This is a genomic window from Paraburkholderia phenoliruptrix (assembly GCF_047325075.1).
In the GTDB taxonomy this organism is placed as follows: domain Bacteria; phylum Pseudomonadota; class Gammaproteobacteria; order Burkholderiales; family Burkholderiaceae; genus Paraburkholderia; species Paraburkholderia phenoliruptrix.
Window position 1 is genome coordinate 1,771,195 of record NZ_CP168531.1, and the last position, 14,256, is coordinate 1,785,450.

Below are 14,256 nucleotides of genomic sequence, written 5' to 3' on the forward strand. Positions count from 1 at the left end.
ATTCGTCCTATGCCTTTCGGGCGTTGGTATTGTGCGCCAAACAGCGGATAATCAGGGACGTTTTCCCAGAGGAGGGCTCATGCGAGTCGGATTGTTCGTCACCTGCCTGATCGACCTGATGCGGCCCGAAATCGGTTTTTCGGTGATCAAGCTGCTCGAAGGCGCCGGTTTTGATGTGATGGCGCCGCCTGCGCAAACCTGCTGCGGCCAGCCCGCGTACAACTCGGGCGAGCGGCGCATTGCCCGCGACCTGGCCGAGAAAACCCTGCGCGAGTTCGAGCAGTTCGACTATGTCGTGGTGCCGTCAGGCTCGTGCGGCGGCATGATTCGCGCCCATTACGGCGATCTTTTCGCCGACGATCCCGAGCTGATGAACCGCTTCGGCCGGCTGCGCGCCAAGGTCTTCGAGCTGACCGATTTCCTCGTCAACGTCGCGAAGGTGCAGTTGCAGCCGGGCGACTTCTCCGAAAAGGTGACTTATCACGATTCGTGTTCTGGTCTGCGCGAGCTTGGCGTGAAGGCGCAGCCGCGCGAACTGCTCGCGCAGGTGGGCGTGGCGGTGACGGAAATGAAGGGCTGCGAGCATTGCTGCGGCTTCGGCGGCACCTTTGCGGTCAAGTACGGCGACATTTCCACGGCGATCGTCGACGAAAAATGCGCCAACATCCGCGAGAGCGGCGCCGGCGCGGTGGTGCTCGGCGATCTCGGCTGCATGCTCAATATAGAAGGGCGCCTGAGGCGCACCGGCGACACCGCCACGCGCGTGCTGCATATCGCGCAGGTGCTGGCCGGCGACGTGTGAGGGAATCGCCATGCAAATCCAATCGATGCAGTTCAAGGCGCGCGCCGGTCAGAAGCTTGCCGACCAGCGGCTGCAGCAGAACCTGACGAAGCTTTCCACGAAGTTCGTGTCGGCGCGCGCCGCGGCGTTGACGGCCATCGACTTTCCGGCCACGCGCGCCGCGCTCAAGGAGCGCCGCAACCGCGCGCTGCAAAACCTGGACGTGTGGCTCGAGACCTTCGAGCGCGAAGCGACCCGGCGCGGCGTTACGGTGCTGTTTGCGGAGACCACGCAGGAAGCCGCGCGGCTCGTCGGCGACATTGCCCGCCGGCACGAGGTCAGGAAGGTGATCAAGACGAAGTCGATGGTCACCGAGGAAATGCGCCTGAACGAAGTGCTCGGGCAACTGGGCGTGCAATCCATCGAGACCGATCTCGGCGAATACATTCTGCAGATCAACGGCAACGAGCCGCCGAGCCACATCATCGCGCCGGTCGTCCATAAGGATAAGGACGAGATTGCCGACCTCTTCGCCAAAACGCATGGCCGGCCGCGCCTCACCGAGATTCCGGACATGACGCTCGAAGCGCGGCAGGTGCTGCGGCCGCATTTCATGAGCGCGGACATGGGCGTGACGGGCGGCAACTTCGTGATCGCGGAGACCGGCTCCGTCGTGCTCGTCACGAACGAGGGCAACGAAGGCATGTGCACGGTCATGCCGCGTGTGCACGTTGCCGTGACCGGCATCGAAAAAGTGTTGCCCACGCTCGAGGACCTTGCGACAGCCATGCGCCTGCTGCCGCGCTCGGCGACGGGCCAGACCACGTCCAACTATTTTTCCGTGCTGACCGGCCCGCGAGCCGAGGGCGACCAGGACGGGCCGGAGCATATGTATGTGGTGCTCGTCGACGGCGGGCGCACCGGGCTCATCGGCGGTGATTTTCAGGAGATGCTGCGCTGTATCCGCTGCGGCGCGTGCATGAATCATTGCCCGGTGTATCAGAAGGTGGGCGGACACGCTTATGGCTGGGTGTATCCGGGCCCGATGGGCTCTGTGTTGACGCCGAGCTATGTCGGACTGGACAAGGCGCTGGACCTGCCGCAAGCGGCCACGCTGTGCGGCGAATGCAATAGCGTGTGCCCGGTCGGCATTCCGTTATCCGACCTGCTGCGCAAGTTGCGCGAGAAGCAGGTCGAACGGCGCCTGCGTCCATGGAAGGAGCGGGCCGGCCTCGCCATATGGGGCTTTCTGGCGATGCATCCGGACGCTTATGCGCTTGTCACGAAGCTCGCCGTGAGGGTGCTCGAGCGCATGGGCGGCAAGAGCCGTTCGATTGCGAAGCTGCCTTTGGGCGGCGCCGGCTGGACCGACACGCGTGACATGCCCGCGCCGGTGGGCCGCACGTTCAGGGAGTTGTACGCCGCTCAGCGCAGCCATATCGGCTAAAAATGAGGGCCGGCTGGTGGGCGCAACCGCGGCGGTCTTGCAAGGAGTGTCGCGAACTTTGCCTTGGTACGCGCCTCGATGCACAGCGACGTGCGCCACTACAGCACGCCACTACAGCACGACACTCAAAAGCGCCGTCTCAATGATCCGTCGGTCCGCCCGAGGGCCGATTCGGATACCCTCTTGCCACCGGAGCACCACCGCCGCGGCCGCCGCCACCCCCGCCCGCCTGCGGCGCGGGTGCCGGGGCCGGCGGAGGTGCGGCGCCCGGCCGCGGTGCATTCGATCCGCTGGGTCCGCGTGGACCCGCCACCGCGCCCTGCGGCGGTGGGCCGCCGCTCGGCTGACCATGCCAGCCGCCGTTTCCGCCGCGATTGCCGTTGTCCCCGTCGTGATAGGGGCGCCCCGGATAGCCCCGATACCCCGGACCCGGCCCGTAGTAGCGCCCCGGACCGTCGTAATAGCCGGGACCGTAATAATTGCTATAGCCCATATAGACGTTGGTCTGCGGGACGACCGGCACGCCGTACGCGTCGTAGCTGTCGTACGTGCTGTAGCCGTTGCTGTACATGGGGGTGCCGTCCGGATAGACGGCACAGCCGCCCAGCAGGGCAGTGACTGTGGCGGCGGCAACACCGGCAAGGGGTGCAAAGCGTTTCATTTCAAGCTCGAGGCAGAAGGTTTCATAGCTATGAGACCGCAATTATGCGCATCTGTCGCGCGAGCTTTGTATGCTTTTGTAAGGACTTATTTTTCGTGCCAGGCAGACTGGGGCCGGGCGCCCAGGCGGCTCGCATCCCTCACTGTTCCATTTGGGGCAACGCTGTTTCGCGCCGCAGCGGGTTTTTCCTGATTGTCGTTTTCTATAGCATTTGTGATGGGCATAGTGGGCGATGAGCTGACTAGCCATCCTCTGGAAGAACGACATCATGAAAAAGACAATAGCGGTGTACTGGCCTCTCGCACTCGTCGCGGGACTGGCGGCGGCAGGGTATCTGCAGGTTTCCGGCGACGTCGCGGCGCGCGGCGCGCAGGCTCCGCTCGCCGCCGACCAATTGACCGCGGAACTCGCGCGGGCGGTATCGTACGGCATGATCGACGATGCCTCATCCGCCGCGGCAAAGCCCTTGCGCGCGGTTACGGCGCTGCCGCTGCCGCAGGCGTCGTGAATTCGTCGGAGTCCTCGAGCCGCCGCAGCCCGCGGCGAATGTCGCGCAGCGCGTCCGGCGCGATTTTGCGCGCCTTTGTATAATCGCGGCACCGCGCGGCGGACGTCGCGTTGTTGCCGTCCTTCGCACTTCACTGCGCGCCAGAGCGCGACAAGAAGCCTTCGATGAAAACTGTGTCCATCTGCTTTGTCTGCCTCGGGAACATCTGCCGTTCGCCGACCGCGGAAGGCGTGATGCGCCGTCTCGTCGAAGAAGCGAAGCTTGCGGAGCGCATTCTGATCGACTCGGCCGGCACGGGCGACTGGCATATCGGCCAGCCACCGGACGAGCGCGCCCAGCACGCCGCGCGTGGCCGCGGGTATGACCTCGCGGCGCTGCGCGGGCGCCAGATCGCGGACATCGACTTCGACCGCTTCGACCTGCTGATCGCGATGGACGACAAGAACGTCGCCGCGCTGCGGCTCGTGTGCCCGCCGGAGCAGCAGGACAAGATTCGTCTCCTGATGGAGTTCGTGCCGGAAAGCGACGCCCGCTGGAGCGGCGCCCGCGAGGTCGTCGATCCCTATTTCGGCGGCGCGGAAGGTTTCGAACAGGTACTCGACCAGTGCGAGGCGGCGTGCCGCGGCCTCATCGCGGCACTGCGTCCCCAATTGATGGGTTAGGTTGCCCCCGCCGCTGCAAGAGGCGCCCCGGCGTGCAAGGCAATGACCCGAATCACGGCAGGGATACTTGACTAAATCGCTCATGTATTTATACTTGACAAAACTTGTCGAGAATAGCGGTTCCCCATATATATGAGACTCACCACGAAAGGCCGGTTCGCCGTTACGGCGATGATCGACCTGGCTTTGCGCCAGGAGCAGGGCCCGGTGACGCTTGCGGGTATCAGCCAGCGCCAACACATCTCCCTGTCGTACCTCGAGCAGCTGTTTGGCAAGCTGCGTCGTCATGAAATCGTCGAGTCCGTGCGCGGACCGGGCGGCGGCTACAATCTCGCGCGCCGTCCCGAAGACGTGACGGTGGCCGACATCATCATTGCGGTGGACGAGCCGCTCGACGCCACGCAATGCGGCGGCAAGGGCTCGTGCGAAGGCACGAAGCAGCACGACGGCCATTGCATGACCCATGAGCTGTGGTCCACGCTGAACCAGAAAATGGTCGAGTACCTGGATTCGGTCTCGCTGAAAGATCTGGTCGATCAGCAGCGTTCGCGCGAAGGCGCACCCGCGGTTCTGCGCGACAGGCGCAGCGAGGCGCCGGCGGTCGAGCCCGTCCGCGTCGCGCCGAAAGGTCCCAATTCCGTTTTCAACATGGCCGGTTCGTAAGACGCGGCGCGGCATGACCGCAGCGCGAACGAATTCAGAAGCCAGAGCACACGACGTCCCCCGGAGCGATAGATGAACAACGAGATTCCCCACCTGCCCATTTACATGGACTACAGCGCCACGACCCCGGTCGATCCGCGCGTGGTGGACAAGATGATTCCGTATCTGCGCGAGCAGTTCGGCAACCCCGCGTCGCGCAGCCATTCGTATGGCTGGACAGCGGAGCGCGCGGTCGAGGAAGCGCGCGAGAACGTCGCGGCGCTGGTGAACGCCGATCCGCGCGAAATCATCTGGACCTCGGGCGCGACGGAGTCGGACAACCTCGCCATCAAGGGCGCGGCGCACTTCTACAAGAGCAAGGGCAAGCACATCATCACGGTGAAGACCGAGCACAAGGCCGTGCTCGACACCTGCCGCGAGCTGGAGCGCGAAGGCTTCGAAGTCACCTATCTGGACGTGAAGGAAGACGGTCTGATCGACCTGGAAAAGTTCAAGGCGGCGATCCGTCCGGACACGATTCTCGTGTCGGTCATGTCGGTGAACAACGAAATCGGCGTGATTCAGGACATCGAGGCGATCGGCGACATCACCCGTGAAAAAGGCATTATTTTCCACGTGGACGCGGCGCAGGCCACCGGCAAGATCGACATCGATCTGCAAAAGCTGAAGGTCGACCTCATGTCCTTTTCGGCGCACAAGACGTATGGTCCGAAGGGCATCGGCGCGCTGTACGTGCGCCGCAAGCCGCGCGTGCGCATCGAAGCGCAGATGCACGGCGGCGGTCACGAGCGCGGCATGCGTTCGGGCACCTTGGCCACGCACCAGATTGTCGGCATGGGCGAGGCGTTTCGCATCGCACGCGAAGAAATGGCCACCGAAAACGAGCGCATTCGCATGCTGCGAGACCGTTTGCTGCGCGGCCTGTCGGAGATCGAAGAAGTGTATGTGAACGGCGACATGGAAAAGCGTGTGCCGCACAACCTGAACATCAGCTTCAATTTCGTCGAGGGCGAATCGCTGATCATGGCGGTGAAGGACGTGGCGGTGTCGTCGGGTTCGGCGTGCACGTCGGCGTCGCTCGAACCGTCTTATGTATTGCGCGCACTCGGCCGTAACGACGAACTCGCGCACAGCTCGATCCGCTTCACGGTGGGCCGCTTCACGACGGAGCAGGACGTGGACTACGTGATCAATCTGCTGAAGACGAAAATTGCCAAGCTGCGCGATCTGTCGCCGCTGTGGGAAATGCATCAGGACGGCATTGATATTTCGACCATCCAGTGGGCAGCGCACTGACGCGCCGGGTCGTCGAAACAATCGCGCACGGAATTGCGCAATCAGCGAAACACGCAGATTGAAACGAATCAAGGAGTTTGATCATGGCTTATAGCGACAAGGTTCTGGACCACTACGAAAACCCGCGCAATGTCGGCTCGTTCTCGAAGGACGACGACGCGGTCGGCACCGGCATGGTCGGCGCGCCCGCCTGCGGCGACGTGATGAAGCTGCAGATCCGCGTGGGCGCGGACGGCATCATCGAAGACGCGAAGTTCAAGACGTACGGCTGCGGTTCGGCGATTGCGTCGAGCTCGCTCGTCACCGAGTGGGTGAAGGGCAAGACGCTCGACGAAGCCATGTCGATCAAGAACACGCAGATCGCCGAGGAACTCGCGCTGCCGCCGGTAAAGATCCACTGCTCGATTCTCGCGGAAGACGCGATCAAGGCAGCGGTCGCCGACTACAAGCAGCGCCACGGCGAAGCGGTTGCAGAGAGCGACAAGCAGCACGCCTGAGGCTGGGCGTCGACGAGCGGTCGGTGAAACCGAAGGAAAGCGCGCAGTGCCACGCGGTTGACGCGAAGGCACCGTCAGGCGCGAGCGATATTTGATGCAGGCAGGGTCGCGGTGCATTCGCATGCACCGCGCAATGAGAAACGCTATGGCAATTACGTTGACCGAAAAGGCAGCACAGCACGTGCAGAAGTATCTGACCCGTCGCGGCAAAGGCGTGGGCCTGCGTCTTGGCGTGCGCACCACCGGCTGCTCCGGCTTGGCCTACAAGCTCGAATATGTGGACGAACTCGCGCCGGAGGACCAGGTGTTCGAATGCAACGGCGTGAAGATCGTTGTCGACCCGAAGAGCCTCGCTTATATCGACGGAACCGAGCTCGATTTCGCGCGGGAAGGTCTGAACGAGGGCTTCAAGTTCAACAACCCGAACGTGAAGGACGAGTGCGGTTGCGGCGAGTCGTTCCGCGTCTAACGGCACACCTCCGCGTGCAGCGGACCAAAGGCGGCGCGGGCCGCCTTTTTAGTTTGCCGCGCGACATTGCAGGCCGGTATTGCACCGACGCGCACTGGCGCGCGTTTTCTGAAGGAAGGGAAAATTTCTAACTCGATGGCCTCGCTAAACGATAGCCACTTCGACCTCTTTGGTCTGCCGGCGCAATTCGCGCTCGATCCTGCCGCGCTCGATCACGCGTATCGCACGGTGCAGGCGCAAGTGCATCCGGATCGCTTCGCGGCGGCCGGCGACGCGCAAAAGCGCATCGCGATGCAATGGGCGACGCGCGCGAACGAGGCGTATCAGACGCTACGCGATCCGCTCAAGCGCGCGACCTATCTGTTGCATCTGCGCGGCATCGACATCGGCGCGCACGACAACACGGCCATGGAGCCGGCGTTTCTGATGCAGCAGATGGAATGGCGCGAAAGCATCGAAGACGCCGCGGCGGCGAAAAACGTCGATGCGCTCGACGCGTTGCTCGCGGAACTGCGCGACGAAGAGCGCGTGCGTTTCGAAAAGCTCGGCGCGTTGCTCGACAGCGGCGCGAACCAGGCGGCGGGCGAGGCCGTGCGGCAGTTGATGTTCATCGAGCGGGTGGCGTCGGAAACCGGCTCGCAGATCGAGCGGCTCGAGCGCTAGGCGAACGCAGGCCGGCGCAGCGCTTCGGCGAGCGCGCGTGGCTTTGACTGCGGCTTTGGCATTACATCCAGCAACGCAAAATTCAGGACGGGGCCTCGCGGCTCCGAGAAGATCCAGATGGCCTTACTGCAAATCTCCGAACCCGGCATGGCGCCGGCGCCCCACCAGCGGCGTCTGGCGGTCGGTATCGATCTCGGCACGACCAACTCTCTCGTCGCCGCCGTGCGTAGCGGCGTGCCCGACGTGCTGCCCGACGAGGACGGCCACGTGCTGCTGCCCTCGGTGGTGCGCTACCTCGAGAAGGGCGGCCGGCGCATCGGCCGCATGGCCAAGGCCGAGGCGGCGAGCGATCCGCGCAATACGATCGTCTCGGTCAAGCGGTTCATGGGCCGCGGCAAGGCGGAAGTCGAAGGCGCCGAAAACGCGCCGTACGATTTCGTCGACGCGCCCGGCATGGTGCAGATCCGCACCGTCGACGGCGTGAAGAGCCCGGTCGAAGTGTCGGCGGAAATTCTCGCGACGCTGCGCCAGCGCGCCGAAGACACGCTCGGCGACGAGCTGGTCGGCGCGGTGATCACCGTGCCGGCCTACTTCGACGAAGCGCAGCGCCAGGCGACCAAGGACGCCGCGCGCCTCGCCGGCCTGAACGTGCTGCGTCTTCTGAACGAGCCGACCGCGGCGGCCATCGCCTATGGCCTCGACAACGGCTCGGAAGGCCTGTACGCGGTCTACGACCTGGGTGGCGGCACCTTCGACCTGTCGATCCTCAAGCTCACCAAGGGCGTGTTCGAAGTGCTGGCGGCGGGCGGCGACTCCGCGCTCGGCGGCGACGATTTCGACCACGCGTTGTATCGGCACGTGCTGCAGCTGGCGCGCATCGCGCCGCATTCGCTCGCGCCGGAAGACGTGCGGCTGCTGCTCGACAGCGTGCGCACGACCAAGGAGGCACTGTCGGACGCGCGCGAGGCTACCCTCGCCGTGGCGCTTTCCAACGGCGTGAAGCTCGATCTGACGATTGACGAGGCGACTTTCGAGGCCGTCACGCAGTCGCTCGTGCAACGCACGTTCGGCCCGACGAAGAAAGCGCTGCGCGACGCCAAAGTCACGACGAAGGAGATCAAGGGCGTGGTGCTGGTCGGCGGCGCGACGCGCATGCCGGTGATTCGCCGCGCGGTCGAAGCGTTCTTCGGCCAGCCGCCGCTCACCAATCTAGACCCGGATCAGGTCGTCGCGCTGGGCGCGGCGATCCAGGCGGACCTGCTCGCGGGCAACCGCGGCGCGGACGGCGACGACTGGCTGCTGCTCGACGTGATTCCGCTCTCGCTCGGCGTGGAGACGATGGGCGGCCTGACCGAGAAAATCATTCCGCGCAACTCGACCATTCCGGTCGCGCGCGCGCAGGATTTCACCACCTTCAAGGACGGCCAGACGGCGATGGCGATCCACGTCGTGCAAGGCGAGCGCGAGCTCGTCAGCGACTGCCGCTCGCTTGCGCGCTTCGAGCTGCGCGGCATTCCGCCGATGGCGGCGGGCGCCGCGCGCATCCGCGTGACCTATCAGGTGGATGCGGACGGCCTGCTGTCCGTGTTCGCGCGCGAGCTGGGCTCGGGCGTGGAGGCGTCGGTGGTCGTGAAGCCGTCGTACGGTCTCGCCGACGACGACATCGCCCGCATGCTGGAGGACAGCTTCTCGACCGCCGAAGTGGACATGCGCGCCCGTGCGTTGCGTGAGGCGCAAGTCGAGGCGCGGCGCCTGATCGAGGCGACCGACGCGGCGCTCGCCGCCGACGCCGAACTGCTCGACGACAGCGAACGCGCCGATCTGGACGCGCTGCTGAACGGCTTGCGCGACGTCGCGCAAAGCGACGACGCCGGCGCGATCGAAGCGGCCACCAAAAAGCTCGCCGAAGGTACCGACGAATTCGCCGCTCGCCGCATGAACAAGGGCATTCGCCGCGCGCTCGCCGGCCGCAAGCTCGACGAGATCTGACGCTCGCAAACTTGCGCGAACTCGAAGACGCGCGGACTTAAAAACGCCGCGCGTCGCCAGTAAAATGGTGCGATGCCTGTTTGAGGCCGCGCCTCAGACCCAAACGGAAACTGTATGCCTCAAATCGTTGTGCTGCCTCACGTCGAACTGTGCCCGGAAGGCGCGGTGATCGATGCCGTGCCCGGCAAGAGCATCTGCGACAATCTGCTCGATAACGGCATTGAAATCGAGCACGCCTGCGAGAAGTCGTGCGCGTGCACGACCTGTCACGTGATCGTGCGTGAGGGTTTCGCCGCCTTGACGCCGTCCGAGGAAGACGAGGACGATCTGCTGGACAAGGCGTGGGGGCTCGAACCGGCTTCGCGTCTGTCGTGCCAGGCGATCGTGCCGGCGGACCAGGATCTCGTCGTCGAAATCCCGCGTTACTCGATCAATCACGCGAAGGAAAACCACTAACAGGAGGACGCAGCCATGAAGTGGACCGATACGCAAGACATCGCGATGGCCCTGACCGACAAGCATCAGGACGTCGATCCGCAGCAGGTGCGCTTCACGGACCTGCACCGCTGGGTGACGGAACTCGAAGGATTCGACGACGACCCCAACCGGTCGAACGAAAAAATCCTCGAAGCGATTCAGGCTGCATGGATCGAAGACGCGGATTACTGAGTGTGCAAGTCGGCGCTTGCGCGTGCCGAGGCTTTGAAGAAAAAGGCGATTCCATTGGAATCGCCTTTTTTATGCGCGCCGGATGCGCGCCGGCGTTAAAAAAGCCGCGCTCAGTCGGCGACCAGCGAGCCGTTTTGCACGCGAACGCGCTGGCCCTGCTGGAACGGCGGCGCTTCGTGATAGGTGAAGTAGCGCGTCTTGCCGTTTTCCATCCGCACCCGCACCGAATACGACGTCGTGCTGCGCAGATGCTTTTCCACCGAATTGCCGGCAAGCCCGCCGCCGAGCGCGCCGAGCAGCGTCATGGCCGTGCGGCCATTGCCGCTGCCGAACTGGTTGCCGACCACGCCGCCGGCCACCGCGCCGCCCACCGCGCCGATGCCCGTGCCGTGGCCTTCCTGCCGCACGGCAGAGATACCCACGACCGTACCGCACGTCGAGCAATGTGCCGCCTGCACGGGTGGTTGCTGAGCGTATTGGGGCGCCGGTTGCGCCGGTTGCGCCGGTTGCTGCGGCGCGTATTGCTGTTGGGCGTACTGCTGCGCCGGGGCGGCAGCCGGCGCGCGTCGCGGCTGCGGTTCCGGTTCTGCCGGCTGGGCGCCCTGTTGTGCGGCTGGTTGTGCCGCTGGCTGCGAATACTGCTGCGAGCTTTGCTGCGCCGCGAGGTTAGCGGGCGCCGCCGAATCCACAACCGGTGGCTGGCTGGTCTGCGGCACAACCTGCGCCGCTTGCGTCTGATTGCTCGGCTCGCCGGTGCTGGACGCCTTCGGGAACATGCCCGTCACCGCCGCCGTGGCGACGAGACTCGCGACGAGCACGGCGCCCGCAGCCGTCGCGACGAGCGGGTGAAGCCGCCGCTGGGAGGGCGGCGACGGCGTGGTCGGGGCAGCTTGCGTGGCGGGTTGCGTGTTCGGGTTGTTCATAGGACCTCCGTCTTCGGCAGAGTGACTTTTAATGAGACCCAGTCTCGCGGAATTCGATCCGCGCGACGTTTCGAATTGTAACGATTTGCCGGAAAGCTCACGCGAGTGCGGTTGCTCGCGGGTGGTTTTTACCTATGGTTACAAAGCAGGCGACGCCGGTTCGCAGCGCCTTAAGTGCGGGCGTGCAAAAGACAACGCCCGGCGTGGCGAGCCGGGCGTTGTTCTGAGAACCGCGAAAACCGCAGCGCGTTCAGTCTTCGCGACGCAGATGCGGAAAGAGAATGACGTCGCGGATGCTCGGGCTGTCGGTGAGCATCATTACCAGACGGTCGATGCCGATGCCGCAACCGCCCGCCGGCGGCATGCCGTATTCGAGCGCGCGGATGTAGTCCGCGTCGTAGAACATGGCTTCCTCGTCGCCGGCATCTTTCTGGTCGACCTGCTTCTTGAAGCGCGCCGCCTGGTCTTCCGGATCGTTCAGTTCCGAGAAGCCGTTGGCAATCTCGCGGCCCGTAATGAACAGCTCGAAGCGCTCCGTAATGCCTGCCACCTTGTCCGACGCACGTGCGAGCGGCGAGACCTCGACCGGATAGTCGATGATGTACGTCGGCTCCCACAGTTGGGACTCGGCGGTCTCTTCGAACAGCGCGAGTTGTAGCGAACCCACGCCCGCGTTCAGGAACTGTGGCTGCGACGCATCCACGCCGAACTTCTTGAGCTCGGTGCGCAGGAACGCGCTGTCGGCCAACTGCTCGTTCGTGTACTGCGGCGCGTATTTCTGAATGGCTTGCGTGATGGTCAGACGGTGGAACGGCTTCGCCAGATCCAGCTCGCGCCCCTGATACGTGATGGTCGCGGTGCCCAATGCGTCGATGGCGGCCTGGCGGATCAACTGTTCCGTGAAGTCCATCAGCCATTTGTAGTCGGTGTAGGCCGCGTAGAACTCGATCATCGTGAATTCCGGATTGTGGCGCACGGAGACGCCCTCATTGCGGAAGTTACGATTGATCTCGAACACGCGCTCGAAGCCTCCGACCACGAGGCGTTTCAGATACAGCTCCGGCGCGATGCGCAGGAACATCTGCATGTCGAGCGCATTGTGGTGCGTGGTGAACGGCTTGGCCGCCGCGCCGCCGGGAATAGGGTGGAGCATTGGCGTTTCGACTTCCATGAAGCCGGCATCCGCCATGAACTTGCGGATCGATGAAATGGCCTTGGTACGCGCGACGAAAGTCTTGCGCGTTTCCGGCGTGACGATCAGATCGACATAACGCTGCCGATATTTCATTTCCTGGTCCGACAGACCGTGGAACTTGTCCGGTAGCGGACGCAGCGACTTCGACAACAGACGCAGTTCCGTGCAACGCACCGACAGCTCGCCCTTGTTGGTGCGAAACAGCACGCCGCGCGCCGCGACGATGTCACCCATGTCCCACTTCTTGAAGGCGTCGTACGTGTCCTGGCCGACGTCGGCGGGCGTGATGAAGAACTGGATCTGACCCGAGCCGTCGCGCACGGTCGCAAAGCTCGCCTTGCCCATCACGCGCTTGAGCATCATGCGGCCCGCAATCGCGACTTCGAGCGGATTGGCTTCGAGCGTTTCCTTGTCGGTGTGCTCGAACTGCGCCTGCAGATCTTCCGCGTGATGCGTGGGGCGGAAGTCGTTCGGATAGGCGACGCCTTGCTCGCGCAGCTCGCGCAGCTTTTCGCGGCGCTCCGCGATGATCTTGTTGTCGTCCGCCTCGGGCGCGAGGTTCGGTTGGATCGGTTCGTTCATGATGGTCTTGGTGTTCGTGGTCCGCGTGGGTTGAGCCGCTTGCGAACAGCCCGTCGGCGAAAAACCTCAGGCAATAAAGATGCGGCGCGGCAGGCGTGCCGCGCCGGTTGTCGCTTAGACGCCTTGCTTCAGGCTCGCGCTGATAAACGGATCGAGATCGCCGTCGAGCACGCTCTTCGTATTGCTGATTTCGACGTTCGTGCGCAGATCCTTGATGCGGCTGTTGTCGAGCACGTACGAGCGGATCTGGTGACCCCAGCCCACGTCCGTCTTGCCCGCTTCGAGCTTGTCCTGCTCGGCCTGACGTTTGCGGATTTCCGCTTCGTACAGGCGCGACTTCAGCATGGCCATGGCTTCCGCGCGATTGCGGTGCTGCGAGCGGTCGTTCTGGCACTGCACGACGATGCCCGACGGCATGTGCGTGATACGCACCGCGGAATCGGTCTTGTTGATGTGCTGACCGCCCGCGCCGGACGCGCGGTACGTGTCGATACGCAGATCGGCCGGGTTGATGTCCACTTCGATCGAATCGTCGATTTCCGGATACACGAACACCGACGAAAACGACGTATGGCGTCCGCCCGACGAGTCGAACGGCGACTTGCGCACGAGCCGGTGCACGCCGGTCTCGGTGCGCAGGAAACCGTACGCATATTCGCCTTCGATCTTGATGGTGGCGTTCTTGATGCCGGCGACGTCGCCGTCCGTCTGTTCGAGCACTTCGGTCTTGAAGCCCTTGCGTTCGCAGTAGCGCAGATACTGGCGCAGCAGCATGGACGCCCAGTCGCACGCCTCGGTGCCGCCCGCGCCGGCCTGGATGTCGAGGAACGCGTTGTTCGGGTCGGCAGGATTCGCGAACATGCGGCGAAATTCCATGTCGGCGACGCGCTGCTCGAGCGCTTGTGCGTCCGCTTCACAGGCGACGAGCGTTTCGTCGTCGCCTTCTTCACGCGCCATCTCGAACAGGTCTTGTGCGTCCCGCAGGTCGTTGTGAAGCGAGGTGAGCTTGCCGACGGTGTCGTCGAGCAGTTTCTTTTCCCGGCCGAGCGCCTGGGCGTGTTTCGAGTCGTTCCAGACGTCCGGGTCTTCGAGTTCCCGGTTGACTTCGATCAGACGACGTGACTTGTCGTCGTAGTCAAAGATACCCCCGTAGGTCGGCCGCGCGCGTGCGCAGGTCCGCCAGAGAGGCTTCGATCGCGTTGAGACGTTCCGCTTCCATGTCGATCTTGTGTGGCTTCGTAAAAAGGGGAA

Annotated in this window: 16 protein-coding genes; 12 read left to right on the top strand and 4 right to left on the bottom strand. The window is 64.0% G+C overall.

What is annotated here, in order from left to right:
* Window positions 1–79: 79 nt before the first annotated feature.
* Both ACEN8U_RS20105 and ACEN8U_RS20110 read left to right on the top strand, forming a co-directional pair.
* Complete coding sequence (locus tag ACEN8U_RS20105) at window positions 80–802, top strand: (Fe-S)-binding protein (RefSeq protein ID WP_015003191.1); 723 nt, start codon at window positions 80–82, stop codon at window positions 800–802.
* Window positions 803–812: 10 nt separating this feature from the next.
* The gene (locus tag ACEN8U_RS20110) at window positions 813–2,228 is read left to right on the top strand and encodes a lactate utilization protein B (protein WP_015003190.1); all 1,416 of its coding nucleotides are present in this window, start codon (window positions 813–815) and stop codon (window positions 2,226–2,228) included.
* A gap of 139 nt (window positions 2,229–2,367) precedes the next feature.
* Here the strand turns inward: ACEN8U_RS20110 and ACEN8U_RS20115 are convergent, their stop codons facing one another.
* On the bottom strand, window positions 2,368–2,889 hold the full coding sequence (locus ACEN8U_RS20115; RefSeq protein ID WP_015003189.1) for a hypothetical protein: 522 nt from the start codon (window positions 2,887–2,889) through the stop codon (window positions 2,368–2,370).
* 268 nt (window positions 2,890–3,157) lie between these two features.
* Here ACEN8U_RS20115 and ACEN8U_RS20120 point away from each other — a divergent pair, with 268 nt between their 5' ends.
* The 10 genes from ACEN8U_RS20120 (at window position 3,158) to iscX (ending at window position 10,305) form a co-directional block, all read left to right on the top strand.
* Complete coding sequence (locus tag ACEN8U_RS20120; protein WP_015003188.1) at window positions 3,158–3,397, top strand: hypothetical protein; 240 nt, start codon at window positions 3,158–3,160, stop codon at window positions 3,395–3,397.
* A gap of 164 nt (window positions 3,398–3,561) precedes the next feature.
* Window positions 3,562–4,059, top strand: coding sequence for a low molecular weight protein-tyrosine-phosphatase (locus ACEN8U_RS20125; protein ID WP_015003187.1), 498 nt, complete (start codon window positions 3,562–3,564; stop codon window positions 4,057–4,059).
* Window positions 4,060–4,191: 132 nt separating this feature from the next.
* On the top strand, window positions 4,192–4,722 hold the full coding sequence (iscR, locus tag ACEN8U_RS20130) for a Fe-S cluster assembly transcriptional regulator IscR (RefSeq protein WP_013338762.1): 531 nt from the start codon (window positions 4,192–4,194) through the stop codon (window positions 4,720–4,722).
* Window positions 4,723–4,794: 72 nt separating this feature from the next.
* The gene (locus ACEN8U_RS20135) at window positions 4,795–6,018 is read left to right on the top strand and encodes an IscS subfamily cysteine desulfurase (protein ID WP_013588924.1); all 1,224 of its coding nucleotides are present in this window, start codon (window positions 4,795–4,797) and stop codon (window positions 6,016–6,018) included.
* 83 nt (window positions 6,019–6,101) lie between these two features.
* Window positions 6,102–6,515 (top strand): Fe-S cluster assembly scaffold IscU, encoded by a 414-nt coding sequence (gene iscU, locus ACEN8U_RS20140; protein ID WP_013588923.1) that lies wholly within the window; start codon window positions 6,102–6,104, stop codon window positions 6,513–6,515.
* A 145-nt stretch (window positions 6,516–6,660) separates the two neighbouring features.
* Window positions 6,661–6,984 (top strand): iron-sulfur cluster assembly protein IscA, encoded by a 324-nt coding sequence (gene iscA, locus ACEN8U_RS20145; RefSeq protein WP_013588922.1) that lies wholly within the window; start codon window positions 6,661–6,663, stop codon window positions 6,982–6,984.
* 135 nt (window positions 6,985–7,119) lie between these two features.
* Window positions 7,120–7,647 (top strand): Fe-S protein assembly co-chaperone HscB, encoded by a 528-nt coding sequence (gene hscB / locus ACEN8U_RS20150; protein WP_041745556.1) that lies wholly within the window; start codon window positions 7,120–7,122, stop codon window positions 7,645–7,647.
* 117 nt (window positions 7,648–7,764) lie between these two features.
* Window positions 7,765–9,636: a Fe-S protein assembly chaperone HscA gene (hscA, locus tag ACEN8U_RS20155; RefSeq protein ID WP_015003183.1), complete on the top strand. Its 1,872-nt coding sequence runs from the start codon at window positions 7,765–7,767 to the stop codon at window positions 9,634–9,636.
* Between the two features lie 114 nt (window positions 9,637–9,750).
* Window positions 9,751–10,092, top strand: coding sequence for an ISC system 2Fe-2S type ferredoxin (gene fdx, locus ACEN8U_RS20160; protein ID WP_013588919.1), 342 nt, complete (start codon window positions 9,751–9,753; stop codon window positions 10,090–10,092).
* Window positions 10,093–10,107: 15 nt separating this feature from the next.
* Window positions 10,108–10,305, top strand: coding sequence for a Fe-S cluster assembly protein IscX (gene iscX, locus ACEN8U_RS20165; RefSeq protein WP_013588918.1), 198 nt, complete (start codon window positions 10,108–10,110; stop codon window positions 10,303–10,305).
* Between the two features lie 110 nt (window positions 10,306–10,415).
* Here iscX and ACEN8U_RS20170 read toward each other — a convergent pair whose 3' ends face one another.
* The 3 genes from ACEN8U_RS20170 to prfB all read right to left on the bottom strand — a co-directional run bounded on the left by ACEN8U_RS20170 (window position 10,416) and on the right by prfB (window position 14,224).
* Window positions 10,416–11,228 carry a glycine zipper 2TM domain-containing protein gene (locus ACEN8U_RS20170; RefSeq protein WP_015003181.1) on the bottom strand — a complete coding sequence of 271 codons (813 nt, stop codon included), beginning with the start codon at window positions 11,226–11,228 and terminating at the stop codon, window positions 10,416–10,418.
* A 250-nt stretch (window positions 11,229–11,478) separates the two neighbouring features.
* Complete coding sequence (gene lysS, locus ACEN8U_RS20175; protein WP_015003180.1) at window positions 11,479–13,005, bottom strand: lysine--tRNA ligase; 1,527 nt, start codon at window positions 13,003–13,005, stop codon at window positions 11,479–11,481.
* A 114-nt stretch (window positions 13,006–13,119) separates the two neighbouring features.
* Window positions 13,120–14,224, bottom strand: a protein-coding gene (gene prfB / locus ACEN8U_RS20180) for a peptide chain release factor 2 (RefSeq protein ID WP_013588915.1) whose coding sequence is annotated in 2 segments (ribosomal slippage) — window positions 13,120–14,142 and window positions 14,144–14,224 — 1,104 coding nt in all. Because the reading frame shifts where the segments join, the coding sequence is not laid out codon by codon here.
* Window positions 14,225–14,256: the final 32 nt, after the last annotated feature.

What these genes read in the sequence shown, in the direction of transcription:
- ACEN8U_RS20115 (WP_015003189.1), bottom strand. Translation starts at nt 2,889, where the DNA reads ATGAAACGCTTTGCACCCCTTGCCGGTGTTGCCGCCGCCACAGTCACT.
- lysS (WP_015003180.1), bottom strand. Translation starts at nt 13,005, where the DNA reads ATGAACGAACCGATCCAACCGAACCTCGCGCCCGAGGCGGACGACAAC.
- iscR (WP_013338762.1), top strand. Translation starts at nt 4,192, where the DNA reads ATGAGACTCACCACGAAAGGCCGGTTCGCCGTTACGGCGATGATCGAC.
- fdx (WP_013588919.1), top strand. Translation starts at nt 9,751, where the DNA reads ATGCCTCAAATCGTTGTGCTGCCTCACGTCGAACTGTGCCCGGAAGGC.
- ACEN8U_RS20135 (WP_013588924.1), top strand. Translation starts at nt 4,795, where the DNA reads ATGAACAACGAGATTCCCCACCTGCCCATTTACATGGACTACAGCGCC.
- iscA (WP_013588922.1), top strand. Translation starts at nt 6,661, where the DNA reads ATGGCAATTACGTTGACCGAAAAGGCAGCACAGCACGTGCAGAAGTAT.
- iscU (WP_013588923.1), top strand. Translation starts at nt 6,102, where the DNA reads ATGGCTTATAGCGACAAGGTTCTGGACCACTACGAAAACCCGCGCAAT.
- ACEN8U_RS20170 (WP_015003181.1), bottom strand. Translation starts at nt 11,228, where the DNA reads ATGAACAACCCGAACACGCAACCCGCCACGCAAGCTGCCCCGACCACG.
- ACEN8U_RS20120 (WP_015003188.1), top strand. Translation starts at nt 3,158, where the DNA reads ATGAAAAAGACAATAGCGGTGTACTGGCCTCTCGCACTCGTCGCGGGA.
- ACEN8U_RS20105 (WP_015003191.1), top strand. Translation starts at nt 80, where the DNA reads ATGCGAGTCGGATTGTTCGTCACCTGCCTGATCGACCTGATGCGGCCC.
- ACEN8U_RS20110 (WP_015003190.1), top strand. Translation starts at nt 813, where the DNA reads ATGCAAATCCAATCGATGCAGTTCAAGGCGCGCGCCGGTCAGAAGCTT.
- ACEN8U_RS20125 (WP_015003187.1), top strand. Translation starts at nt 3,562, where the DNA reads ATGAAAACTGTGTCCATCTGCTTTGTCTGCCTCGGGAACATCTGCCGT.
- iscX (WP_013588918.1), top strand. Translation starts at nt 10,108, where the DNA reads ATGAAGTGGACCGATACGCAAGACATCGCGATGGCCCTGACCGACAAG.
- hscA (WP_015003183.1), top strand. Translation starts at nt 7,765, where the DNA reads ATGGCCTTACTGCAAATCTCCGAACCCGGCATGGCGCCGGCGCCCCAC.
- hscB (WP_041745556.1), top strand. Translation starts at nt 7,120, where the DNA reads ATGGCCTCGCTAAACGATAGCCACTTCGACCTCTTTGGTCTGCCGGCG.